This window comes from Streptomyces sp. NBC_00454 (genome assembly GCF_041434015.1).
GTDB lineage: Bacteria > Actinomycetota > Actinomycetes > Streptomycetales > Streptomycetaceae > Streptomyces.
Genome location: NZ_CP107907.1, coordinates 1,214,542 through 1,235,957, shown reverse-complemented (window position 1 = coordinate 1,235,957; position 21,416 = coordinate 1,214,542). Strand labels below are relative to the sequence as shown.

At 72.4% G+C, this 21,416-nt stretch carries 22 protein-coding genes; 12 read left to right on the top strand and 10 right to left on the bottom strand.

Annotated features, from left to right (window positions below; genetic code table 11):
- Positions 1 to 79: 79 nt before the first annotated feature.
- Together OHU74_RS05705 and OHU74_RS05700 are read right to left on the bottom strand one after the other, a co-directional pair.
- The gene (locus OHU74_RS05705; RefSeq protein ID WP_371614891.1) at positions 80 to 2,023 is read right to left on the bottom strand and encodes an AAA family ATPase; all 1,944 of its coding nucleotides are present in this window, start codon (positions 2,021 to 2,023) and stop codon (positions 80 to 82) included.
- 402 nt (positions 2,024 to 2,425) lie between these two features.
- Entirely contained in the window at positions 2,426 to 3,079 is a 654-nt protein-coding gene (locus OHU74_RS05700; RefSeq protein ID WP_371614890.1) for a uridine kinase, read from the bottom strand.
- 355 nt (positions 3,080 to 3,434) lie between these two features.
- On the opposite strand from OHU74_RS05700, the gene OHU74_RS05695 reads away from it, so the two are divergent.
- The 3 genes from OHU74_RS05695 to OHU74_RS05685 all read left to right on the top strand — a co-directional run bounded on the left by OHU74_RS05695 (position 3,435) and on the right by OHU74_RS05685 (position 5,657).
- Positions 3,435 to 4,871 carry a peptidase C39 family protein gene (locus OHU74_RS05695; protein WP_371614889.1) on the top strand — a complete coding sequence of 479 codons (1,437 nt, stop codon included), beginning with the start codon at positions 3,435 to 3,437 and terminating at the stop codon, positions 4,869 to 4,871.
- A gap of 91 nt (positions 4,872 to 4,962) precedes the next feature.
- Positions 4,963 to 5,385, top strand: coding sequence for an SPW repeat protein (locus tag OHU74_RS05690; RefSeq protein ID WP_330295314.1), 423 nt, complete (start codon positions 4,963 to 4,965; stop codon positions 5,383 to 5,385).
- A 119-nt stretch (positions 5,386 to 5,504) separates the two neighbouring features.
- Entirely contained in the window at positions 5,505 to 5,657 is a 153-nt protein-coding gene (locus OHU74_RS05685; RefSeq protein WP_330295313.1) for an SCO1431 family membrane protein, read from the top strand.
- Here OHU74_RS05685 and OHU74_RS05680 read toward each other — a convergent pair.
- Genes OHU74_RS05680 through OHU74_RS05670 form a run of 3 tightly spaced genes read right to left on the bottom strand, consistent with a single transcriptional unit; the run spans position 5,635 to position 8,089 of the window.
- On the bottom strand, positions 5,635 to 6,576 hold the full coding sequence (locus tag OHU74_RS05680) for a hypothetical protein (protein ID WP_371614888.1): 942 nt from the start codon (positions 6,574 to 6,576) through the stop codon (positions 5,635 to 5,637). The genes OHU74_RS05685 and OHU74_RS05680 overlap by 23 nt on opposite strands.
- Positions 6,573 to 7,550: a DUF6114 domain-containing protein gene (locus OHU74_RS05675; RefSeq protein ID WP_371614887.1), complete on the bottom strand. Its 978-nt coding sequence runs from the start codon at positions 7,548 to 7,550 to the stop codon at positions 6,573 to 6,575. The genes OHU74_RS05680 and OHU74_RS05675 overlap by 4 nt, the downstream gene beginning before the upstream one ends.
- Positions 7,541 to 8,089, bottom strand: coding sequence for a DUF6230 family protein (locus OHU74_RS05670; protein ID WP_371619578.1), 549 nt, complete (start codon positions 8,087 to 8,089; stop codon positions 7,541 to 7,543). The genes OHU74_RS05675 and OHU74_RS05670 overlap by 10 nt, the downstream gene beginning before the upstream one ends.
- 189 nt (positions 8,090 to 8,278) lie before the next feature.
- Between OHU74_RS05670 and OHU74_RS05665 the strand changes: the two genes are divergently transcribed.
- The 3 genes from OHU74_RS05665 to OHU74_RS05655 all read left to right on the top strand — a co-directional run bounded on the left by OHU74_RS05665 (position 8,279) and on the right by OHU74_RS05655 (position 10,743).
- Positions 8,279 to 9,031, top strand: coding sequence for a TetR/AcrR family transcriptional regulator (locus tag OHU74_RS05665; RefSeq protein WP_371614886.1), 753 nt, complete (start codon positions 8,279 to 8,281; stop codon positions 9,029 to 9,031).
- Between the two features lie 144 nt (positions 9,032 to 9,175).
- Positions 9,176 to 10,348: an acyl-CoA dehydrogenase family protein gene (locus tag OHU74_RS05660; protein ID WP_371614885.1), complete on the top strand. Its 1,173-nt coding sequence runs from the start codon at positions 9,176 to 9,178 to the stop codon at positions 10,346 to 10,348.
- 14 nt (positions 10,349 to 10,362) lie between these two features.
- Positions 10,363 to 10,743 (top strand): GNAT family N-acetyltransferase, encoded by a 381-nt coding sequence (locus OHU74_RS05655; protein ID WP_371614884.1) that lies wholly within the window; start codon positions 10,363 to 10,365, stop codon positions 10,741 to 10,743.
- A gap of 79 nt (positions 10,744 to 10,822) precedes the next feature.
- On the opposite strand, the gene OHU74_RS05650 is transcribed toward OHU74_RS05655, so the two are convergent.
- Entirely contained in the window at positions 10,823 to 11,047 is a 225-nt protein-coding gene (locus tag OHU74_RS05650) for a hypothetical protein (RefSeq protein ID WP_371614883.1), read from the bottom strand.
- A gap of 217 nt (positions 11,048 to 11,264) precedes the next feature.
- Here OHU74_RS05650 and OHU74_RS05645 point away from each other — a divergent pair, with 217 nt between their 5' ends.
- Both OHU74_RS05645 and OHU74_RS05640 read left to right on the top strand, forming a co-directional pair.
- Entirely contained in the window at positions 11,265 to 12,401 is a 1,137-nt protein-coding gene (locus OHU74_RS05645) for a hypothetical protein (RefSeq protein WP_371619577.1), read from the top strand.
- Between the two features lie 54 nt (positions 12,402 to 12,455).
- The gene (locus tag OHU74_RS05640; RefSeq protein WP_371614882.1) at positions 12,456 to 13,559 is read left to right on the top strand and encodes a phosphotransferase family protein; all 1,104 of its coding nucleotides are present in this window, start codon (positions 12,456 to 12,458) and stop codon (positions 13,557 to 13,559) included.
- Between the two features lie 28 nt (positions 13,560 to 13,587).
- On the opposite strand, the gene OHU74_RS05635 is transcribed toward OHU74_RS05640, so the two are convergent.
- Positions 13,588 to 14,034, bottom strand: a complete 447-nt coding sequence (locus tag OHU74_RS05635; protein ID WP_371614881.1) for a hypothetical protein — start codon at positions 14,032 to 14,034, stop codon at positions 13,588 to 13,590.
- A gap of 218 nt (positions 14,035 to 14,252) precedes the next feature.
- Here OHU74_RS05635 and OHU74_RS05630 point away from each other — a divergent pair, with 218 nt between their 5' ends.
- The 4 genes from OHU74_RS05630 to fxsA all read left to right on the top strand — a co-directional run bounded on the left by OHU74_RS05630 (position 14,253) and on the right by fxsA (position 18,285).
- Positions 14,253 to 14,693, top strand: a complete 441-nt coding sequence (locus tag OHU74_RS05630; RefSeq protein WP_030240692.1) for an Lrp/AsnC family transcriptional regulator — start codon at positions 14,253 to 14,255, stop codon at positions 14,691 to 14,693.
- 158 nt (positions 14,694 to 14,851) lie between these two features.
- Positions 14,852 to 16,480: an amidohydrolase gene (locus OHU74_RS05625; protein ID WP_371614879.1), complete on the top strand. Its 1,629-nt coding sequence runs from the start codon at positions 14,852 to 14,854 to the stop codon at positions 16,478 to 16,480.
- A 341-nt stretch (positions 16,481 to 16,821) separates the two neighbouring features.
- On the top strand, positions 16,822 to 17,592 hold the full coding sequence (locus OHU74_RS05620; RefSeq protein ID WP_371614878.1) for a polyprenol monophosphomannose synthase: 771 nt from the start codon (positions 16,822 to 16,824) through the stop codon (positions 17,590 to 17,592).
- Positions 17,593 to 17,694: 102 nt separating this feature from the next.
- Positions 17,695 to 18,285, top strand: coding sequence for an FxsA family membrane protein (gene fxsA / locus OHU74_RS05615; protein ID WP_371614877.1), 591 nt, complete (start codon positions 17,695 to 17,697; stop codon positions 18,283 to 18,285).
- A 112-nt stretch (positions 18,286 to 18,397) separates the two neighbouring features.
- Here fxsA and OHU74_RS05610 read toward each other — a convergent pair whose 3' ends face one another.
- The 3 genes from OHU74_RS05610 to OHU74_RS05600 form a co-directional block, all read right to left on the bottom strand.
- Positions 18,398 to 18,772 carry an RNA polymerase-binding protein RbpA gene (locus tag OHU74_RS05610; protein WP_007262928.1) on the bottom strand — a complete coding sequence of 125 codons (375 nt, stop codon included), beginning with the start codon at positions 18,770 to 18,772 and terminating at the stop codon, positions 18,398 to 18,400.
- Positions 18,773 to 19,062: 290 nt separating this feature from the next.
- Positions 19,063 to 20,457 carry an MFS transporter gene (locus OHU74_RS05605; protein WP_371614875.1) on the bottom strand — a complete coding sequence of 465 codons (1,395 nt, stop codon included), beginning with the start codon at positions 20,455 to 20,457 and terminating at the stop codon, positions 19,063 to 19,065.
- A gap of 68 nt (positions 20,458 to 20,525) precedes the next feature.
- Positions 20,526 to 21,296 (bottom strand): glycerophosphodiester phosphodiesterase, encoded by a 771-nt coding sequence (locus OHU74_RS05600; protein WP_371614873.1) that lies wholly within the window; start codon positions 21,294 to 21,296, stop codon positions 20,526 to 20,528.
- Between the last annotated feature and the right edge of the window lie 120 nt (positions 21,297 to 21,416).

Below are 21,416 nucleotides of genomic sequence, written 5' to 3'. Positions count from 1 at the left end.
CGGCGTTTGAGGAGCGGGGTCCGGGGCGGAGCCCCGGTTTCGGGAAGGGGCGGGGCGGGGAGACGGCTCCGCGCAGCGGCTACAGCGGCGGCGGATCCGGCCGCTCCTGGGGGCCCCGGCCGGAGAGGACCTCGCCATACGCCTGCATCAGGTCCGCCAGCCGCAGGGTGCACAGGTCTTCCCGCGAGGGATCACCGGCGAAGCCGGCCAGCCGCAGATCCCGATAAGCGCAGCTCTTCTCGTACAGCGTCCGCAGGAACCGCCCGTTCCCCAGCTCGTCGATCCACCCCTGCTCCACCACGTGCCCGCTGATGCTCCGCAGCTCCTCCAGCGCCTCCGCGTCCCACCGGTCGCCGTTGGCGTCCGCCAGGACCCCGCCGATCGAGGTCAGCTCCAGCGGTCGGTAGCTCGGGAAGTCCACCCGGGTGGTGAACCGCGAGGACAGCCCCGGGTTGGTGGCCAGCAGCCGGTCCATCCCCGCCGGATAGCCCGCGAGGATCACCACCAGGTGGTCGCGGTTGTCCTCCGCCCGCTTCAGCAGCACCTGCAGGGCCTCGTCGCCGTACGCGTCGCCCTTGCTGTAGCCGGAGTTGGAGAGGCTGTACGCCTCGTCCACGAACAGCACCCCGCCGATCGCGGAGTCGATCAGCTCGTTCGCCTTCACCGCGGTCTGGCCGAGGAACTCGCCGACCAGGTCCGCTCGCCCGGCCTCCACGAGGTGGTCGCCGCCGAGCAGGCCCAGCGCGTAGAAGACCCGGCCCAGGATCCGTGCCACCGTGGTCTTGCCCGTGCCGGAGGGCCCCGAGAAGACGAAATGCCGCTTCGGCGGCTGTACGGGCAGGCCCTGGCCCGTCCGCAGCCTGGCCATGTGCAGCTGCGCGGAGAGCGCTTTCACCTGCCGTTTGACGGGCTCCAGGCCCACCATCCGCTCCAGCTCCGCGAGCGCCTCGGCCAGCGCCGCCGGATCCGCGGGCCCGGCCGGCAGCCCGGCGGGGCCCGGCTGGGACGGCAGCGTCACCTTGTGGCGCACGCCGCCGGGGCGGCCGGGGGCGGGGCCGGCCGGAGCCCCCGGGCCGTGCCGGGGCTCCGGCGGCTCCAGCGGGTCCGGTTCCACCTGCCCGTCCGCCGCGATGTCCTGGACCGGGCCGCCGCCGCCCAGCGCCACCGCGGCGAAGTCCCCGCCCGATGGGGACGGGCCGTGCCCGCCGAGGCCCTCGTAGCCCGAGACGCCCGCGTATCCGGCGAGGCCGTCGGCGTCCTCGCCGTCCTCGATCGCCGTCAGCCGGGCCGCCGTGTCCATGAACGCCGGGTCCACCCGGTGCACGGCCCGGTACAGCGGCAGCGCCGCCGCACTGCGCCCGGTCCCCTCGTGGGCCCGCGCCAGCCAGTACCGGAGCTCCTTGCGCTGCGGCTGCTCGCTGCGGCAGCGCATCAGCGAGGCCGACAGCAGCGGCTCCGCCTGCCCGTACATCTCCAGCCGGACCCGGGCCATCCCGCCGAACAGACCCGACTCGATGCCCAGCAGCGGATCGTCGACGAGGGAGTCGGTGTGCCGTACCAACTGCTCCCAGTCCTTGACGAGATAGGCCCGGCAGGCGTGCAGGAACCGCACCTGGGGATCGGTGTCCACGGGCGGCAGCGCGGCCAGCGCCTGGTCCAGCTCGGGCACGTGGCGGCCGTCCAGCCAGTGCGAGGCGTGGGCGAGCAGCAGGTCGCGCCGGCTCTCCAGCACCGGCTGGACCCACCAGCCCAGCCAGTACCAGGAGTTCAGGGTCCGCCGGTGGCGGGTCCGCTGTTCCCCGAAGCGGTCCCGGTGGGCGTACATGCGCAGTAACGCGTTGGTGGTGTCGACGCGGAGCGCGTGCAGGCCCAGCCAGGCGTCGGCCATCGCCGGATCGAGTCGTACGGCCGTCCGGAACTCCTCCTCGGCCTGCGGGTAGGCGCCCATCGTGCAGGCGTCCACTCCTCGCAGCCAGGCGAGTTCGGCCGGGGCGTGTGCGCTGCCCACCGCGGCGAAATCCATCACGTCCCCCACAAGCCTGCCCCCGTGGTGCGCGGCAACCCCCGCGACGCGCACGCGAGTTGGCCCTGCGCCGATGAAATCAGGGGTGCATCGTACCTGCGGTTACGCACCTTACGTAGGGTGCGGCGCAGACGGTTCGGGTATGCGCCCACGGCGTAAATGGTGACGCAGGGTGAAGGATCCGCGGCGGTCCGACCCGCGCGAACCCGGCGCGAAAGTCCGTCCGGGGTCGGATCCGGGGTGGATCGGGGGCAGAACGAAGCCCCCGATCACGGGGGAACGATCGGGGGCTTCGCGTCCGCGGCGGCCGGTGAGGGCCGCACATTCAGAACGTAAGGCCGGTGCGGCCCCCGGGTCAAGGAGCAGGCGGAGGCCTCGGTCGAGGCCGACTCGCGGGCTCCGTCAGGCCCGGGGGAGTCCGTCACCCTCGGTGATGGAAGCGGGGGTTCTCGCGGTCGCAGCAGCCCCGGAAGACCACTCGTATCCCGTACCGCTCTGCCGCACCAGCGTGTCCGCGAAGGGGCGCGAAGGATCGTCCGAGAAGTGCGCGAGCTCCGCGCGCTCCCATCCGTCCCAGAAGTCGGAAAGTTCACGCCCGTCCCGGTTTCGCCCGCGCCCCCAGGACTTCGCGCGCGGCATCTCCATCCACAGCAGTCGCGCCAGCCACGGCCGCAGCGCGCGCCGTCCGGCCCCGACCCCCTCGACGAGCAGCACCGGAGCGGGCTCGAGCACCCGCTCCGGCCCGAAGCAGCGCTCGACCCAGTCGTACGGGGCCCAGTGCGCGGGCCGTCCCGCGGCGAGCGGCTCCAGCACCTGGAGGCGCAGCCGCTCGTCCCAGCCGAAGAGCTCCTCGTGGCTGGCCACATCGTCCAGGTGCAGGACGGGCGCACCCCCCAGCGCCTCGGAGAGCCGCCCCGCGAAGGTGCTCTTCCCGGACCCGGCGTGCCCGTCGATCCCGACCAGCCGCACGGGCCCCAGCGAGGGCGGCAGCGCGGAGATCTCGCGCGCGAGGGCCTGAAGGGGCTGCGGTGACGGCGGTGACTCCTGAGCTTCCACCCGCCCAGGGTAAGGCTGTGACCCATTCCAGCCTCGGATAGATCCAGACCGCCGGGCAAATCCAGCCCAGCCCAGCCCGGCTCAGCTAAATCCGGCCTCGCCCGGCCAAATCCAGCCCCGCCGGCGTTTGAGGCGCGGGGGCCCGGGGGCTGGCCCCCGGCAACGGCGCCGCAGACGGCGACGGGTCCGGGCGGAGCCCGGGGAACGGTGGAAGGGCGGGTAGGGGACTGCCCCGCAGGGCGGCCCTGGCTGCGGGGGCCCGTCACCCCGACACGACCCCGCGGCTTCGCCGCCCGGCGGGCGGGAACTGGAAGGGTGGAGCCAACCACCGCACCGACCCCTGGGGGCCACGCCGATGACCGCACCCACACCCCGCCGGGCCCTGCTGGCCGTCGCCCTCGCGGCCGCCACCGCGGCCACCGTCCCGGGCGGCCGAGCCTCGGCCGCACCCGCGCGGGCCGGCGCCGGCCCGGATCCCGCGGTTCAAGCCGGATCCGCGGCCCCGGCCGAGGCGGCGACAGCCGAAGCGGCAACCGTCGAAGCCACCCGCAAGACGGTGGACAACCGGTTCTGGTACTCGTACGCCCACTGGCGCGCCGGCATCCACCAGGGCACCACCGCCATCGGCGGCGCCCGTCCCGGGCTGGAGATCAAGACCCCGGCCGGCCGCAGCGAGTACGCCGACCCGCACACCGGGAAGAAGAGCACCTGGGAGTACGCCGTCTGGACCTCCCCGGTGCACGCCTCCACCGTGCCCGCCACCGAGGCGATCGCCTCCTGGAACGCCCGCACCCCGGCCGGGACCTGGCTCCAGGCGGAACTGCGCGGCACCTACACCAACGGCACCGCCACCCCCTGGTATGTCATGGGCCGTTGGGCGTCCGGTGACGCGGACATCCGGCGCACCTCCGTGGACGGCCAGACCGACGGGAAGTCCACCGTGTGGACCGACACCCTGGCCCTGGACGCCCCCGCGAAGGCCGGCGGGCTGCGGATCAAGGACTGGCGGCTGCGCCTGACCCTCTACCGCAAGCCCGGCGCGAAGAACACCCCGACCGTCTGGCTGGCGGGCGCCATGGTCTCCGATCTCCCGGACCGGTTCACCGTCCCCGCGTCCGTCCCCTCCGGCGCGGGCGCCCACGAGCTGAAGGTCCCGCGGTACTCGCAGGAGACGCACGCGGGCCAGTACCCCGAGTACGACAACGGCGGCGAGGCCTGGTGCAGCCCCACCTCATCCCAGATGATCATCGAGTTCTGGGGCCGCAAGGCCAGCGCCAAGTCCCTGACCTGGGTCAAGAAGGGCTACGCGGACCCCCAGGTCTGTCACGCGGCCCGCTCCACCTACGACGCCGCGTACAAGGGCTGCGGGAACTGGCCCTTCAACGCCGCCTACGCCGCCACCTACCGGCAGCTGGCCGGGGTCGTCACCCGGCTCGGCTCCCTCGCCGACCTGGAGACCCTGGTCCGGGCCGGCATCCCGGCCATCACCTCGCAGTCCTTCACCGCCGAGGAGCTCACGGGCGCGGGCTACGGCACGGCCGGCCACCTGATGACCGTCATCGGCTTCACCGCGGCCGGCGACGTGATCGCCAACGACCCGAACTCCCGGGACAACCAGGCCGTGCGCCGTGTCTACCGCCGCCGCGAATTCGAGAACAACTGGCTGCGGACGAAGCGCCACAACGCTGCCGGCAAGGTCGTCTCCGGCACCGGGGGAGTCTGCTACCTCTACGGTCCGGTCCGGCCGAATCCGGCCCAGATCAGCGCCCTGAGGGCGGTCGGAGTGCTGTAAAAAGTTCCAGTTGACCCGAATGTATGACAAGCGGACGATAAGGGAATAAAGGTCGCGTAAAGGCTTCACGCTTCATAGGAGGCGGCCCCCCATGACCACCCACTCCATCGAACACCACCCCGACCTCGCCGAGATGCGCACGCGGTTCGAGCGCGTCACCAGTACCCCGGCCGCCCAGGCCGTCGAGGCGTTGGCCCTCCTGACGGGCCTGTACATCGCCGCCTCGCCCTGGATCGCCGGATTCAGCGGACTCAGCTCGCTGGCGATCAACAACCTGATCGCGGGCCTGGCGTACTGCCTGTGCATGAGCGGACTGGGCTCCGCCTACGAACGCACCCACGCCATGGCCTGGACGGCGGTCGGTCTCGCCGCCTGGACGATCGTCGCGCCGTTCGTCATCTCCGGGGACGTCAGCACCACCCGTACGGTGGTGAGCAACGTGATCGCCGGCGGCGTCGCCCTCTGCCTCGCCCTGGCGATGGCGGGCATGGCGGGCCGCGAACGCGCCACCTGATCCCGCAGCCCGTGCCCCTCGCGCCCCCGGTCCGCACCACGCGGCCGGGGGCGTGAGACATGCCACCCGTGACCATCGTCTCTACCGCGAAGGCCACCACCGCTGTCACATTGGACGGCATGACCGCACACAGCGCAGCCCTCACCTCCCGTGCCCGCAACCTGGTCCGCACCGGCGGACCCAAGGACGGCTCCGCCTGGCTGGAGCACGTGCTCGGCTGGACCCTGGTGGTCGTCATCGCCATGTTCGTCACTCAGGTCGGCTGGCTCTGACCGCAGGTCCGGGCCCGGGCTCGGACCCGGGATCGGGCTCGACCCGCCAATGCCCGTCCGGAACGCCCACCAGCCCGTAGAGCCTGCGCACCGGTGAACGCGCGGGCAGCAGCACCACCCCGGCCACCAGGGCGAACAGCCCCAGCCCCGGCCACCACCCCAGCAGCCGTACGAGGAGACTGGCGCCCAGCGCCCCCGCGAACGGCAGCCCGTAGACCCCCGCCCCGGCGATCACCACCGCGATCACCCTGGGCACCTTGAGGTCCGCCGCCGCCCCCGGCAGCCGCCAGCCCTCCACCAGCCAGCCGATCTCGGCCAGCAGCATCGTCCCGATCACGGCCAGGCCGAAGACCAGCAGGGCCAGGAAGGTCCCGGAGGTCGCGAAGGCCAGGCAGTGGTTGACCACTGAGTCGTTGGCGTCCCCGGTCGCACCGTCCGCGGACCAGCCGGCGAAGGCCCGCGGATCGGCGCTCAGCAGCCGCTGGTACCCCGTGCCGTCCCACCCGTGGATCAGGGTGAAGAACAGCAGGAAGTACCCGGCCACCGCCTGGAGGTACCCCCAGTACCCGGCCCCGACCAGGACGAACAGCCGCGCCGCCAGGAACCCGAGCAGCGCGCCGACGACCACCGAGGCCACGTAGAAGAGGGCGAAGCCGGCCCAGACCCCGTCGTGGTCGCGCGCGACCTGCATCGTCGCCCAGGCAGGGTTCTGCCACAGCAGGTACACCCCGGTCGGGGCGGGCAGCAGGGCCGCGTAAAGCAGGGTGAGCGCGAGGTACGGATTGGCCGCGCGGCTGCGCGTACGGACCCCCTCGCCCTGGACCGAGCGCTCCCACCACTGGAGCTGGCGCCCGGCCGCCACCGCGAAGGTGGCACCGACGGCGTAGGCCCACAGCGGCGCGGCCTGCACGGGAATCACGATGCCTCCAGCCGCAGCCCGTCGGTCCTGATCACGTCGGAGGTGACCAGTGCCTGCTCCGCGCTGACCTGGGTCATGAAGACGAACGGCGGGATCACCGGGGGAGCAGGCAGCCCGTCCGGGCTGAAGGTGACGCAGAGCAGCCCTTCGATGCAGCCGCTGAACCTCGTCAGGTACAAGGTCACGTCGCCGCTCAGGTTCAGGGTCTTGGCGGCCAGCCCGTACTCCTCGCCGCCGTCGCGGGTGCGCAGCCGGTAGTCGGTGAGCGTGGCCGCGCGCATCCGCAGCACCAGCACCTTCAGCGGGCCGTCCGCCGTGGGCACCTGGGTGACCCCGGCGAAGGCGAAGCCCTGCGGTGCGAAGAGGGAAGTGGTCACGGTCGGGGGAGTGCGCGCCGCCATCGGCGCCGCCGACCCGTCCGCCCTGGCCTGCGGTGCGCCCGCGGCCGTCACGAGCGCGGCGAGCAGCACCACCGGCAGGGCGGCGGCCAGCGTGCGCGGCCCGCTGCCGTCCAGGCTCGGGACGTACGGTCCCTCCTCGCCCTCCGCGGGATCCGGCAGCGGGGTCCAGCCGAAGGCCAGGGCGCTGCCCGCGATGCCCAGCAGCATGCCGAGCAGGAAACCGCCGAGGTTGGTCGCCACGAAGGACAGCACCGACAGCAGCAGCGCGTGGATGGAGACGTACGCCCGGGTCTGCGGCAGGAGCCACAGGAACAGGCCCGCGGCGATCAGCGCGATGCCGATGCCGATCGCGGCGATCCCGCCGAGACCCAGGCTGACCAGGACGGTGAGCGGGGAGAGCGGGACCAGCAGCAGTTCGGTCCCGCCCAGGATCACCAGCAGCCCGCCCCAGAACGGGCGGGTGCGGCGCCAGGCCCGCAGCCGCCGCCGGGGGCCGGGGTACGGGAGCCGCCGCTCCAGCCACCCGGTCCCCGGCGCGGCCGTTCGACGTGGGCCGAGGTGGTCTAGAAGCACTTCTTGCCGTCCAGGCTGACGTTGAGCTTCATGCCCTTGAGGTGGAAGTTGCCGCCGGTCGCGGACCAGGCGTGCGACTTCACGTCCACGACCTCGATGTTCCCGGCCTGCAGCCCGAACTTCCCGGCCTCGCCCGTGACCCCGCTGACCTGGTCGAGGGTGGAGGCATCGCGGCCGATCTGGGCGGTGCCGAAGGTGGCGTCGCCGGCCAGGTCCTCGCCGTCGATGACGAGGTTGCTGGCGGTGACGTCCCCGGCCGGGCCGCCGGCGGTCAGTTTGAAGGTCACCTTGCCGAGCGGGGTGTCCACTTCGGCGGCCTGGCAGATGTCGGTGAGGGTGGCCTCGCCGATGCCGAGCAGCGCGACCGGGTGCCCCTTGCCGTCGACGGAGCGGTCCGTCTGCACGTACGAGGCCAGGCCCTTGCTGCTCAGTTTGGATGAGGAGACCTGGAAGCTGGTCCCCGAGACGGCGAAGGAGGCGGCGAGCGCGCCCTGCGCCATGACCATGGCCATCGCCCCGACCGCGACGACCGCGGGCATCGCGACGGCGGCCGTCTTCTTCCAGTTGGCGCGGCCCTCGGCCGGATTTCTCGTCTTGCCGTTGCCCATGATGTGGTCCTCCCGTACGTCGTCCGGTGCGCAGGGGGAGTGCAAGGTGCAAAGGGGAGTGCCCAGGAGGGGTCTGCCATACTTCGGGCATCCTGTGGCAGTTCGAGGCTAGGGCTGAATTTGAATAATAGTCAACAGCGCGGAACGACCGGGCGTTCGCAGGTTCGGCGAGCCGAACTGATAGCGATCGGGCGCAAGTTGTTCGCCGACACCTCGTACGACGCGCTCAACATGGACGACATCGCCAAGCACGCCGGCGTCGCCAAGGGCCTCATCTACTACTACTTCAAGAGCAAACGCGGCTACTACCTGGCCATCGTCGAGGACTCGGTGGCCGAGCTGGTCGCCCGCGCCGGCGGCGAGAGCGACGTCCCGAACGCCGAGCGGGTGCGCGGCACCATCGACGGCTACCTGCACTACGCCGAACACCACCAGGCGGCCTACCGCACCATCGTCACCGGCGGCGTCGGCTCCGACTCCGAGGTCCTGGCCATCCGCGACGCCGTGCGCGAGGAACTGATCGCGGCCATCGCCGAAGGCGCGTACGGCCGCCGCACCGTCCCGCCGCTCGCCCGGCTGGCACTCGTGGGCTGGCTGTCGGGGGTCGAGGGCAGCACCCTCGACTGGATCGGCTCGGCGGACGGCCTCCCGGACGGCCTCCCGGACGGCCCCTTGGGCGCTCCCGGCCGCCCCGACAGGGCCGGGTTCGGCGCCCTGCTCGTCCGCACGCTGCGCGCGACGCTCACCGTCATCGAGGAGTTCGTCCCCGAGTGCCCGGCGCCGCCCGCGGCCGAGGACGAGCTCCGGGGGAGCGATCAGCGCGGGGGCGGACTCCGTGGGGATGATCTCGCACCCGTGACGGGAAGCGCCTGATCGGGCATACTCAACCGCCGCAGCCACTTGAACTGGAACTTCCCGCGATCCGGGAGGGCACCATCGGCTGTGAGCCCCGAGACCCGGCGACGCGTCCCACCCCCACGCGCCGCCCCGTGCTTTGCGAGTGAGGAGAGCGCCGCCATGACCGACCGCGCGCCGCAGCAGGTGGACCGACAGCTGCCGACCGAGGAGTCCCGCGACCTGCTCGCACTCGTACGCGAGATCGCGCAGCGGGAGATCCGGCCCCGGGCCGCCGAGGAAGAGGACCACGGCCGCTTCCCGCGGGAGATCTTCACGCTCCTCTCCGAGTCCGGACTGCTCGGCCTCCCGTACGCCGGCGAGTACGGCGGCGGCGACCAGCCCTACGAGGTCTACCTCCAGGTGCTGGAGGAGCTGGCCGCGGCCCGCCTGACCGTCGGCCTCGGCGTCAGCGTGCACTCGCTCGCCTGCCACGGCCTGGCCGGCTACGGCACCAAGGATCAGCGCGGCGCCCACCTGCCCGCGATGCTCGGCGGCGGCCTGCTCGGCGCGTACTGCCTCTCCGAGCCGGGCGCCGGCTCGGACGCGGCCTCCCTGACCACCAGGGCGGTCCGGGACGGCGAAGACTGGATCATCAGCGGCACCAAGGCCTGGATCACCCACGGCGGGGTCGCCGACTTCTACACCGTCCTGGCCCGCACGGGCGTGGACGGCCCCAAGGGCATCACGGCCTTCCTGGTGCCGGGCGACGCCGAAGGCCTCACCGCCGCGATCCCCGAGAAGAAGATGGGCATGAAGGGTTCGCCCACCGCCCAGCTGCACTTCGACGGCGTACGGGTCCCCGACACCCGCCGCATCGGCGAGGAGGGCCAGGGCTTCACCATCGCCCTGGCAGCCCTCGACGCGGGCCGCCTGGGCATCGCCGCCTGCGCGATCGGCGTGGCCCAGGCCGCGCTGGACGAGGCCCTGGCCTACGCCCTGGACCGCAAGCAGTTCGGCCACCCCATCGCCGACTTCCAGGGCCTGCGCTTCATGCTGGCCGACATGGCGACGAAGATCGAGGCGGGCCGCGCGCTGTACCTGGCGGCGGCGCGGCTGCGGGACGCGGGCAAGCCCTTCTCCCGGCAGGCGGCGATGGCCAAGCTCTTCTGCACCGACGCGGCGATGGCCGTCACCACGGACGCGGTCCAGGTGCTCGGCGGCTACGGCTACACCGCGGACTTCCCGGTGGAGCGGCTGATGCGCGAGGCGAAGGTCCTCCAGATCGTGGAGGGCACCAACCAGATCCAGCGCATGGTCATCGCCCGCCACCTGGCGGGTCCGGAGTCCCGGTAGCCGTGGGGAGCGGGGTGGAGCTGACGGCGCGGGAGCCCCTGGCCGACGCCGAGCTGAACGCACTGTTCGCCGCGTCCTGGCCGGGACACCGGGACACGTCCTTCGCGCCGGTGCTGGAACGCAGCCTGAGCTGGATCGCGGCACGCCGCGAGGGGCGGCTGGTCGGCTACGTCAACGTCGCCTGGGACGGGGGCGTGCACGCCTTCGTCCTGGACACCACGGTGCACCCGGACGAACGCCGGCGGGGCCTCGGGGTGCGCCTGGTCAGGGCGGCCGCCGAGGCGGCCCGGGGCGCGGGCGCGCAGTGGCTGCACGTGGACCACGAGCCGCACCTCGGCGATTTCTACGCCCGGTGCGGCTTCCGGCCGACGGAGGCGGGCCTGCTCGCGCTGTGATTGGTCAGCCCCCGAAGGACGGCCCGGCTCCGGCCCGGCCCTCCCGGCCCCCTCTTCGGGCCCGGCCCCCTCTTCGGGCTCAGCTCCCGTAGAGGGGGCCGGTCGGCCAGATGGGCGAGGAGGCGATCTTGGTCCACTCCGGATCGCGTCGGCCGGGCACGGTGCGGCCGTCCTCGGCCCAGTGGGTGAGCAGCGCGCTGTAGATGGGCGGGTCCGGTGTATGCCGAACCGATTCTTCGTGCTCTGCGGCCGGCGCCCGCCGCCGGCGCCCCACCCTCGGCGTGGAACTCTCCATCGTGGTCATGCCCGGCCAACGCTCCACCGGATCCACGGGTAACCCCGCCCATCCGTTCGACCCTGCACCCCCGGTCGGCGGGGGGCGCTCCGGCCACCACCGCACGACGTGTCTTCCTGACAGTCCGTGCCACACCTCTGGTCTCCACCCCCGAATCTGACGTACCGTCAACTCCGCTCAAGGTGCCAGCTCCCGCATGCCCCGCACCCACACACGGAGGTTCGTCATGCCCGCCGACCGGCCCATATCGCTCGACGAATACCCCATCCACCAGGCCCCGTTGTCGATGAAGCACCTCGTCACCGGCGACCGCAACGCCTACGACCGCTGCATCTTCCACGTCTTCGACCACGCAGGCCGCGCCGTCCTGATCCTCGGCCTCGGCGTCTACCCCAACGCCGGTGTCATCGACGCCTACGCCACCCTGCGCATCGGCGACGAACTCCTCGCCGTCCGCGCCTCCGACGCCCTCACCGACGACCGCATGAACCTCTCCGTCGGACCGCTCCGGATCACCATCGACGAACCCCTCAAGCGCATCGGCCTCAGCTGCGCCGCCGACCCGGACGACCCCGACGGGCTCTCGTACGAGATCACCTGGACCGCCGAGTTCCCCGCAGTCTGGGAACCCCACCACACCCAGCGCCGCGGCGACCGCCTCATCCTCGAAGGCCGCCGCTTCGTCCAGGCCGGCAACGTCACCGGCACCATCCGGGCCAAGGGCGAGGAGTTCACCCTCGACACCGCCGAGTGGACCGGCACCCGGGACCGCAGCTGGGGCGTGCGCCCCATCCCCGGCGAGGAAGGCGGCCGGGCCGCCGAGGAACACCGCCCCGAGGGCTTCCACTGGCTCTGGATCCCCGTCCGCTTCGAGGACCGCTTCCTCATGGTCATCGCCCAGGAGGACGCGGACGGCCTGCGGGGCCTCAGCGAAGCCGTCCAGGTGTTCCCCGAAGGCAGCGGCCGGGGCGACGTGCAGCTCGGCTGGCCGCACACCGACATCCGCTACCGCTCCGGCAGCCGCCACCCCGAGAGCGCCATCGTCCACCTCACCGACCCGGCCGGCCGCAAGCCCCTCGAGCTCGGCGTGGAGATCCTGAACTCCTCACCCCTCGCCGTCGGCGCCGGCTACCCGCCGGCCACCGACTGGCAGCACGGCACCTGGCAGGGCCGCGGCTGGACCGACCGCCGCGTCTACGACCTCTCCGACCCCGCGGCCCACCCCATGGCCGCCTTCGGAGTCACCGACCACTCGGCCCGCTTCACCCTCGAAGGCCGCACCGGCTTCGGCATCTTCGAGCACGGCAGCTTCGGCCGCCACGACCCGAGCGGCTTCACCGACTACGGCTCGGTGGCCCCGTAGGGATCTAGGCCGTCAGCCCGCAGCAGCACGCAGGAACAGGAAGGGGTACCCCCAATGGCAGGACCGGCACCACGCCCCCGCACCTCCACCCGCGAACCCGAGGAACTCGGCCGGCGCCTCGCCGCCTGGCTCGACACCGAGCTCCCCGGGGCCAAGGTCACCAACGTCTCCGTCCCCGGCTCCAACGGCATGTCCAGCGAGACCCTGCTCTTCGACATCGAGCACCCCGACGCCCCCGTCCGGGCCTGCGCCCTGCGCCTCGCCGCCGACCCGGCCGCCTACACCGTCTTCCCCACCTACGACATGCCCCGCCAGCACCGCGTGATGAGCCTGGTCGCCGCCCACACCGACCTGCCCGTCCCGCGCGTGCAGTGGCTGGAAGAAGACCCCGGCCCGCTCGGCGCGCAGTTCTTCGTCATGGCCCGCGCCGAAGGTCGCGTACCGCCCGACGTGATGCCCTACACCTACGAGGGCAACTGGCTGCACGCCGCGAGCGACACCGAACGCGCCGTGCTCCAGGAGGCGAGCGTCTCCCTCCTCGCCCGGTTGCACGACCAGTTCCCGCCCGGGGAAGCGGAGTTCCTCCTGCCCGAGGGCGAAGGCAGCCCGCTGCGCCGGCACGTGAACGGCCAACGCGCCTACTACGAGTGGGTGGTGGCGGGGAAGTCCCGATCCCCGCTACTGGAGCGGGCCTTCGACCGCCTCGAAGAACTCTGGCCGGCCGACGAAGGCGGACCCGCCGTGCTCAACTGGGGCGACGCCCGCATCGGCAACGTCATCTTCGATGCCGACGGCTTCGAGCCCGTGGCCGTCCTCGACTGGGAGATGGCGGCCTTCGCACCGCGCGAGGTCGACCTCGGCTGGAGCGTCTACCTCCACCGCTTCTTCCAGGACCTGACCGTGAGTTTCGGCCAGCCGGGCCTGCCGGACTTCCTGCGCCGCGAGGACATCGAGCGCCGCTACGCCGAACTCACCGGGCACACGCCGCGGGACATGGAGTTCCACACCCTCTACGCCGCCCTGCGGCACGGGATCGTGATGCTGCGGATCGCCTACCGCCAGGCGCACTTCGGCGAGGTCGAGGTCCCCTCGGACCCGGACAGCCTGATCCTGCACCATGCCAGTCTCGCCGCCATGGTGCAGGGAACGTACTGGTAGCTCCTGCTCGCCGGCCCGTACGGGCGGATCAGGCGGCCTGCGCGTGCTGTCGCATCTGCGGCAGCGCCGCGGGCACCGGCGTCCGTACCGGACGCGAGCCGGGGCCGCCGACGTGTGAGAAGGGCTGCGTGCGCCAGTCCAGCCCCTGCGGCAGCGCCAGGTGCACGACGGGCTCCAGCTCCGGGCCCTCGTCGACGCCGAGGCCGAGGGTGGGCAGGGCGTCGGAGGCCGGCCGCCCGGTACCCGCGCACACCGTGAGCCCGAACGGGTTCCACGGGGTCAGGCAGAGGGCGTGCTGCGGCAGGTACTCCTCGTCCGCGACCAGGGCGATCGCCTGACCGCAGTCGGGGCAGGTCGCGTGGTGGATCTCGAATCCCTCGGCGTATTCGAGGTAGTCGTCGTCGTCGGCATGACCGCCATCGACGATTTCCAGGGGCTCCGGTTCGGTGCGACCGGCGCGCTTGGTGTTCAGCATGGATGTACTCCCCCTTGGGTGGGCCGGGCGGGCAGGTTCTTCGGCCACGGCCATCCCAAGCACTTCCCGTCACGCGGCACGAGTAACCACTTCCGGCCGCCGTACGCCCGCATACTCCTGTGGCCTTGGTCACATGCCCGCCGCAGGTGCCACGTCAATCCGTGGACACGGCTGGGCGGAACCGGTCCGGGGCCGTAAGTTGTGCGGCTATGAGCGCAATGGAGGAGCTGGACCGCCAGATCGTGGATCTGCTCGTGCGGGACGGGCGGATGAGCTACACGGACCTGGGCAAGGCCACGGGACTGTCCACGTCGGCCGTCCACCAGCGAGTACGCCGCCTGGAGCAGCGCGGAGTCATCCGCGGCTACGCCGCCGTCGTCGACCCCGAGGCCGTCGGGCTGCCGCTGACGGCCTTCATCTCCGTCAAGCCCTTCGACCCGAGCGCACCCGACGACATCGCGGAACGCCTCGCGGGGGTCCCGGAGATCGAGGCCTGCCACAGCGTCGCGGGCGACGAGAACTACATCCTCAAGGTCCGCGTCGCGACCCCGCTGGAACTGGAAGACCTCCTGGGCCGCCTGCGCGCCCTGGCCCACGTCTCCACCCGCACGACGGTGGTCCTCTCCACCCCGTACGAAGCCCGCCCGCCCCGCGTGTAGCCCCGCTGGGCAAGTCCAGCCCCGCCGGCCTTTTAGGCGCGGGGTGCGGGGCGGAGCCCCGGGAAACGGCGAAAGGGCGGGGCGGGGAGCAGCCGCCCGCAGGGCCCGCCCGGCACCCGCGTCCTGTCACGCACCCCGCACACGCGAAACTTGTCCCCATGACCGAGCGCGCGACACCCGCCCCCAGCGACCCCACCCGTACCGTCCTCCTGCGCGGCGGCGAGGTCCACAGCCCCGCCGACCCCTTCGCCACCGCGATGGTGGTGGAGCGCGGCCACATCGCCTGGGTGGGCTCCGAGGGCGCCGCCGACGCCTTCGCGCAGGGCGTGGACGAGGTGGTCGACCTCGACGGCGCGCTCGTCACGCCCGCCTTCACCGACGCCCACGTCCACACCACCTCCGCCGGCCTCGCCCTCACCGGGCTGGATCTCTCCGGGGCCGCCTCCCTGCCGGAGGCCCTCGCGCAGGTGCGCGCGTACGCGCTGGCCCGCCCGGCCGACCGGGTGCTCCTCGGCCACGGCTGGGACGCGGCCCGCTGGCCCGAGCGCCGCGCCCCCCGCCGCCGGGAGCTGGACGAGGCCACCGGCGGACGGCCGCTCTACCTCAGCCGCATCGACGCGCACTCCGCCGTGGTCACCACCGCCCTGCTGGACCTCGTACCCGGCGTACCTGCCGAGCAGGCCGACGACGACGAGCCGCTGACCCGCGACGCCCACCACCTCGTACGCCGTGCGGCCTTCGGCGCCCTCACCCCGGCGCAGCGCGCCGAGGCCCAGCGGGCCGCGCTCGACCGGGCCGCCTCCCTGGGCATCGGCTCCGTCCACGAGTGCGGCGGACCCGACATCTCCTCCGCCGAGGACTTCACCGCCCTCCTGGAGCTCGCCCGCACCCACCCCGGACCCCGCGTCTTCGGGTACTGGGCCGACCGGGACCTCGACCGGGCCAAGGCGCTCGGCGCCGTCGGGGCCGCCGGAGACCTCTTCGTCGACGGCGCCCTCGGCTCGCACACCGCCTGCCTGCACGCCCCCTACGCCGACGCCGCCCACACCGGCACCGGCTACCTCGACGCGCGGGCCGTGGCCGAACACGTCGCCGCCTGCACCGAGGCGGGGCTCCAGGCCGGCTTCCACGCCATCGGGGACGCCGCGATCACCGCCGTCGTCGAGGGCGTCCGGGCCGCCGCCGAGAAGGTGGGCCTGGCCCGGGTCCGCGCCGCCCGGCACCGCGTCGAGCACGCCGAGATGATGACCCCGGCCACCATCGCGGCCTTCGCCGACCTCGGCCTCACCGCCTCCGTGCAGCCCGCCTTCGACGCGCTGTGGGGCGGCGAGGAGGGCATGTACGCCGACCGGCTGGGCGCCGAGCGCGCCCGTACCCTCAACCCGTACGCGGCCCTGCTCAAGGCGGGCGTCCCGCTCGCCTTCGGCTCCGACGCCCCCGTCACCCCGCTCGACCCCTGGGGCACGGTCCGCGCGGCCGCCTTCCACCGCACGCCGGCCCACCGCGTCTCGGTACGGGCCGCCTTCGCCGCCCACACCCGAGGCGGCTGGCGGGCCATGGGCCGCGACGACGCCGGGATCCTGGTCCCGGGCGCCCCGGCCGACTACGCCGTGTGGCGGACGGCCGAGCTGGTGGTGCAGGCCCCCGACGACCGGGTCGCCCGCTGGTCCACCGACCCCCGTTCCGGCACCCCCGGACTGCCGGACCTGACCCCCGGCACGGACCTGCCGGTCTGCCTGGCCACCGTGGTCGGTGGCCGGGAGGTATTCGTACGGCCACAGGGGTGATCCGGGGGGCCACGGTTCGGTAAGGGCGACCGGACCCGGATAGGTTCGGCCGGGTCCACCACCGGACGTCCGAACCGGACGGAGCCGTTCGCTCAACCGCGCCCGCGCCTCGGGGGCGAGGGAAGGTTTCGCCGCAAGGAGTCCCCCCTGCTCTCGAGGAGCGTGGGGGAGGTGGCCTCAGATCGGGGCCCGGCGGTCCAGTAGACAACGGTCAGGCGGCCCGCAGCCAGCGGGAGCCGGTCCGGCCCGAAGGACCGCGGGCTCCGATCGCTGTTCTAAAATCACCTCTGCGACACCACGTACACGACGTACAGGATGTACGGAACGCAAAAGGGGACTCAGTGAGCGACGGCGGACAGCGAAGCTACGGACCGCTCGGCACGGCCTTGGTGATCATTCCGACCTACAACGAGGCGGAGAACATCGGGCTGATCGTCGGCCGCGTCCGCGCGGCTGTGCCCGAGGCCCACATCTTGGTCGCGGACGACAACAGCCCGGACGGCACCGGAAAGCTCGCCGACGAGCTGGCCGCCGGGGACGACCACGTCCACGTCCTGCACCGCAAGGGCAAGGAAGGGCTCGGAGCGGCCTACCTGGCCGGTTTCACCTGGGGCCTGGACAACGGCTACGGGGTCATCGTCGAGATGGATGCGGACGGCTCCCACCAGCCCGAGGAGCTGCCCCGGCTGCTCACCGCCCTGGAGGGCGCCGACCTGGTACTGGGCTCCCGCTGGGTGCCGGGCGGCCGGGTCGTCAACTGGCCCAAGAGCCGCGAGTTCCTCTCCCGGGGCGGCTCCACGTACTCCCGGCTGATGCTGGGCGTCCCGATCCGCGACGTCACCGGCGGCTACCGCGCCTTCCGCCGCGAGACCCTCGAAGGCCTGGGCCTGGCCGACGTGGCCTCCGCGGGCTACTGCTTCCAGGTGGACCTGGCCCGCAGGGCCGTGCGCAAGGGCTTCCGCGTGGTCGAAGTGCCCATCACCTTCGTCGAGCGCGAGTTCGGCGACAGCAAGATGAGCAAGGACATCGTGGTGGAGGCCCTCTGGCGGGTCACCCAGTGGGGCATCAAGGAGCACGCGGACAAGCTGACCGGCAAGATCCGCGGCAAGTAGGGCCCGACCCCGATCCGCCCCGATCTACCGGACACCCCCTAGGGGATGTCCGGTACCTCCGACTGAGGACGCTTTTACGCCCGCCCAGGCACACTGGTGGGTATGACGACCGGAGTTCCGACACCGACGGCCCCCCGGCGCCGTTCGCCCGCCCGTACGATCCTTCCCCTGGCCGTTGCCGCCTGGCTGATCCTGGAGATCTGGCTGCTCAGCCTGGTCGCCGGAGCCGCCGGCGGCGGTACCGTCGCCCTGCTGCTCGCGGGCGGCATGGTGCTCGGGGTGGTGGTCATCAAGCGGGCCGGGCGGCGCGCCTTCAAGAACCTCACGGAGACCTTCCAGCAGGCCCAGACGGGCGCGGCGCCGACCCCGCAGCAGCCCGGCACGGGCAACGGCCTGACCATGCTGGCCGGCCTGCTCCTGATCCTGCCGGGCCTGCTCTCGGACGTGGCGGGCCTGTTCCTCCTGCTCCCGCCGGTTCGCACCTGGATCAGCCGCCGGACGGCCCGCGCAGTGGAGCGCAAGATGGCCTCCGCGCCCGCCGGCACCTTCGGCGACGCCTTCCAGCAGGCCCGCATCCACTACCCGGACGGCAAGGTCGTCCAGGGCGAGGTCATCCGCGAGGACCGGCCGCAGGGTTCGGGGCCCGCCCCGGGCTCCGACGCCGGCGGCTACCGGCCGCCGCTCACCCCCTGATCCCGACCGGACGGCAGGACAAACCGGACGACAGGACAAAGCCGAGGGCCCCCGCCACACACTGTGTGGCGGGGGCCCTCGGCTTTGGCGCTGTGTTGCTTTCGTCCGGCTGTCAGGCGGACTTGCGGCTGTCGCGCGGATGCACGGCAATGTTCATGGCGCCGGAACGAAGGACCGCGAGCCTCTCGGCCAGCACTTCCTCCAGCTCCTCGCGGGTGCGCCGCTCCATGAGCATGTCCCAGTGCGTTCGCGCAGGCTTGCCCTTCTTCTCTTCGGGCCCGTCCCCGTCGACCAGGAGTGCCATGGCGCCGCACGCCTTGCACTCCCACTCCGGCGGAATTTCTGCCTCAACCGAGAACGGCATCTCAAATCGATGTCCGTTCTGGCATGCGTACTCCACCGCCTGGCGCGGGGCCAGATCGATGCCGCGGTCCGTCTCGTAGCTGGTAACCACGAGCCGCGTACCGCGGAGAGCTCGCTCACTCATGAATCGTGCCTCCCGGGCTTGTCGCCCACAGGACAGGTGTCGCTGTCGTCGTCATCCGGTCAACGTCCGGTCGGCGGTATAGATTCCCGCTCCGGGTCATGCGTCGCCCGTCGTGCCGCCCCTTGTTGTACCCACCAATGCCCGTTTTGTCACATCTGGCAGCAGATGTCACCCAACGTCTTCACTCAGTGAGCACGCAGTAACGGTCCGCCTGGCAGGCCAAAGGCGTACACTACCGGCCCTTCGCTTGAACGTCGAAATCTGTTCCGAATTCGCGTCCACGGATCCGCTCAGATCCGTTCCGGTACAGGATTCCCCGCCGCCTCCACCGCGCGCCGGACCGGCACTCTGGCGAGCAGCACGAAACCCAGTGCGAAGAACACCACCAACGAGATGATCGCGTCCCGGTAGCTCCCCGTGACCTGGTAGGTGATGCCGAAGACCAGCGGTCCCACCCAGCTCAGGCCCCGGTCGCTCATCTCGTACGCCGAGAAGTACTCGGCCTCCTTGCCCGCCGGCACCAGGTGCGAGAAGAGCGAGCGCGACAGCGCCTGGCTCCCGCCCAGCACCAGCCCGATCATCGAGGCGAGCGCGAAGAACCAGACCGGGGTGCGGGCCGGCAGGAAGTACCCGGCGGCCAGCGTCAGCCCCCAGGCGGCCAGCGAACCCAGAATCGTCCGCTTGGCGCCGTAGAGTGCGGCCAGCCGGCCCATCCCCAGTGCGCCCGCCACCGCGAGGATCTGCACGAGCAGCACGGCCACGATCAGCGTCGACTGCTCCAGCTCCAGCTCCTCCGAGCCGTAGATGGAGGCCTGGGAGATCACGGTCTGCACGCCGTCGTTGTAGATCAGGTACGCCAGCAGGAACGACAGGGTCAGCGGGTAGCGCCGCATGTCCTTCAGCGTGGCGATGAGCTGCTTCCAGCCGCTGACGGTCGGTCCCGCCTCCCGGACCACGGCCCGGTCCCGCAGCCGCCGCAGCGGGATGATCGTGAAGGCGCCCCACCAGAGCCCCGCCGAGGCCAGGCAGATCCGTACGGCCGCGCCCTCGGAGAGCCCGAAGGAGTCGTGGCCCTGGAAGAGCACGAGGTTCAGTACGAGGACGAAGGCGCCCGAGGTGTATCCGAAGGCCCAGCCGCGCGAGGAGACGGTGTCCCGCTCGTCGGGGGTGGAGATCTGCGGCAGATAGGCGTTGTAGAGCACCATCGAGACCGACAGCGAGGCGTTCGCGACGATCAGCAGCAGACCGCCGAGCAGGTAGCGGTCCCCGCCCAGGAGGAACATCCCGGTGGTCGCGGCGGCCCCGGTGTACGCGGCCGCCGCCAGCAGGGGCTTCTTGCGGCCGCTGCGGTCGGCGATCGCGCCGGCCAGCGGCATGATCAGGACGGCCAGGATCACCGAGGCCGACACGGAGTACGCGAAGTACGAACCGGCCCGGACCGGGATGCCCAGCGGGTGCACGTACCCGTCGGCGTCCGCGGCGGCCTTGGCCACGGCGGTCAGGTACGGCCCGAGGAACACGGTGAGCACGCTCGTCGAATACACCGAGCAGGCGAAGTCGTAGAAGTACCAGCCGTGCTGCTCGCGCTTGCGCGCCGCCTTCGAGGCCGCGGCGGCGGCCGCCGAAGCCGCCCCTCTGCCGTCCTCCGCCCCGGATTCCGCTTGATCTGTGGTCTGCGCACTCATGAGTGCCCCCTCGCTGGTCCCCGTACCGCCTCGGCCGCCGTACCGGGCACGGAGGCCGAACGGGCTCGTCAGGCCCAGGCCCCGCGCCGGTCCAGCACCGTGCGCAAGATGTCGATCCGGTCGGTCATGATGCCATCGACACCCAGGTCGAGTAGAGCCTCCATGCGTTCCGGTTCGTTCACGGTCCACACGTGCACCTGCAGACCCCGCTCGTGCGCGGCGCGGACGAACCTGCGGTCCACCACGCGGACGCCTCCCTGGGTCTCCGGAACCTGCGCCGCCACCGCCCCCGCACGCAGCGCGGCCGGGATCGCGAAGGAGCGCAGCCGCAGCCCCAGCACCCCGAGCACCCCGTACGAGGTCGCCAGCCGGGGACCGGCGATCTTCTGGGCCCGCGCCACCCGCCGCTCGGAGAAGGAGCCCACGCACACCCGGTCCCAGGCCCCGGCCCGCGCGATCAGATTGACCAGCGGGTGCAGGGCGGACTCGTCCTTGATGTCCACGTTCCAGCGGGCGTCCGGGAACTCCTCAAGGAGGTCCTCGAAGAGCGCGAGCGGCTCGGTCCCGCCGACCCGGGCCTCCCGGATCCGGCTCCACTGCTGCTCGCGGATCCGGCCCTGCCCGTCGGTGACCCGGTCCAGGGTCGCGTCGTGGAAGGCCACGAGTTTCCCGTCGGCGCTGGCGTGGACATCGGTCTCGAAGTACCGGTATCCCGCGTCGGCGGCCCGCCGGAAGGCCGCGGCGGTGTTCTCCAGCCCGTCCGCGGCCCCGCCGCGGTGCGCGAAGGGGATCGGTGCCGGGTGGTCGAGATAGGGGTGGGGGAGGCGTACGTGCGTCACCGCGGCAGTATGCCTCCTGTCCCCACCCCGGCGGGAGCGGCCCGGTGTCAGCCCGGTGAACGCCCGCGCGGGCGTTCACTCGCCGTGCAGCCCCCACGCGTCGAGCCCGGAGTACACGGA

Excerpts from the sequence above, each read along its gene's own strand:
- OHU74_RS05640 (WP_371614882.1), top strand. The coding sequence starts at position 12,456 with ATGGCAGGACCGGCACCACGCCCCCGCACCTCCACCCGCGAACCCGAG.
- OHU74_RS05685 (WP_330295313.1), top strand. The coding sequence starts at position 5,505 with ATGACCGCACACAGCGCAGCCCTCACCTCCCGTGCCCGCAACCTGGTC.
- OHU74_RS05660 (WP_371614885.1), top strand. The coding sequence starts at position 9,176 with ATGACCGACCGCGCGCCGCAGCAGGTGGACCGACAGCTGCCGACCGAG.
- OHU74_RS05635 (WP_371614881.1), bottom strand. The coding sequence starts at position 14,034 with ATGCTGAACACCAAGCGCGCCGGTCGCACCGAACCGGAGCCCCTGGAA.
- OHU74_RS05690 (WP_330295314.1), top strand. The coding sequence starts at position 4,963 with ATGACCACCCACTCCATCGAACACCACCCCGACCTCGCCGAGATGCGC.
- OHU74_RS05605 (WP_371614875.1), bottom strand. The coding sequence starts at position 20,457 with ATGAGTGCGCAGACCACAGATCAAGCGGAATCCGGGGCGGAGGACGGC.
- fxsA (WP_371614877.1), top strand. The coding sequence starts at position 17,695 with ATGACGACCGGAGTTCCGACACCGACGGCCCCCCGGCGCCGTTCGCCC.
- OHU74_RS05610 (WP_007262928.1), bottom strand. The coding sequence starts at position 18,772 with ATGAGTGAGCGAGCTCTCCGCGGTACGCGGCTCGTGGTTACCAGCTAC.
- OHU74_RS05650 (WP_371614883.1), bottom strand. The coding sequence starts at position 11,047 with ATGACCACGATGGAGAGTTCCACGCCGAGGGTGGGGCGCCGGCGGCGG.
- OHU74_RS05645 (WP_371619577.1), top strand. The coding sequence starts at position 11,265 with ATGCCCGCCGACCGGCCCATATCGCTCGACGAATACCCCATCCACCAG.
- OHU74_RS05670 (WP_371619578.1), bottom strand. The coding sequence starts at position 8,089 with ATGCCCGCGGTCGTCGCGGTCGGGGCGATGGCCATGGTCATGGCGCAG.
- OHU74_RS05705 (WP_371614891.1), bottom strand. The coding sequence starts at position 2,023 with ATGGATTTCGCCGCGGTGGGCAGCGCACACGCCCCGGCCGAACTCGCC.
- OHU74_RS05625 (WP_371614879.1), top strand. The coding sequence starts at position 14,852 with ATGACCGAGCGCGCGACACCCGCCCCCAGCGACCCCACCCGTACCGTC.
- OHU74_RS05695 (WP_371614889.1), top strand. The coding sequence starts at position 3,435 with ATGACCGCACCCACACCCCGCCGGGCCCTGCTGGCCGTCGCCCTCGCG.
- OHU74_RS05630 (WP_030240692.1), top strand. The coding sequence starts at position 14,253 with ATGGAGGAGCTGGACCGCCAGATCGTGGATCTGCTCGTGCGGGACGGG.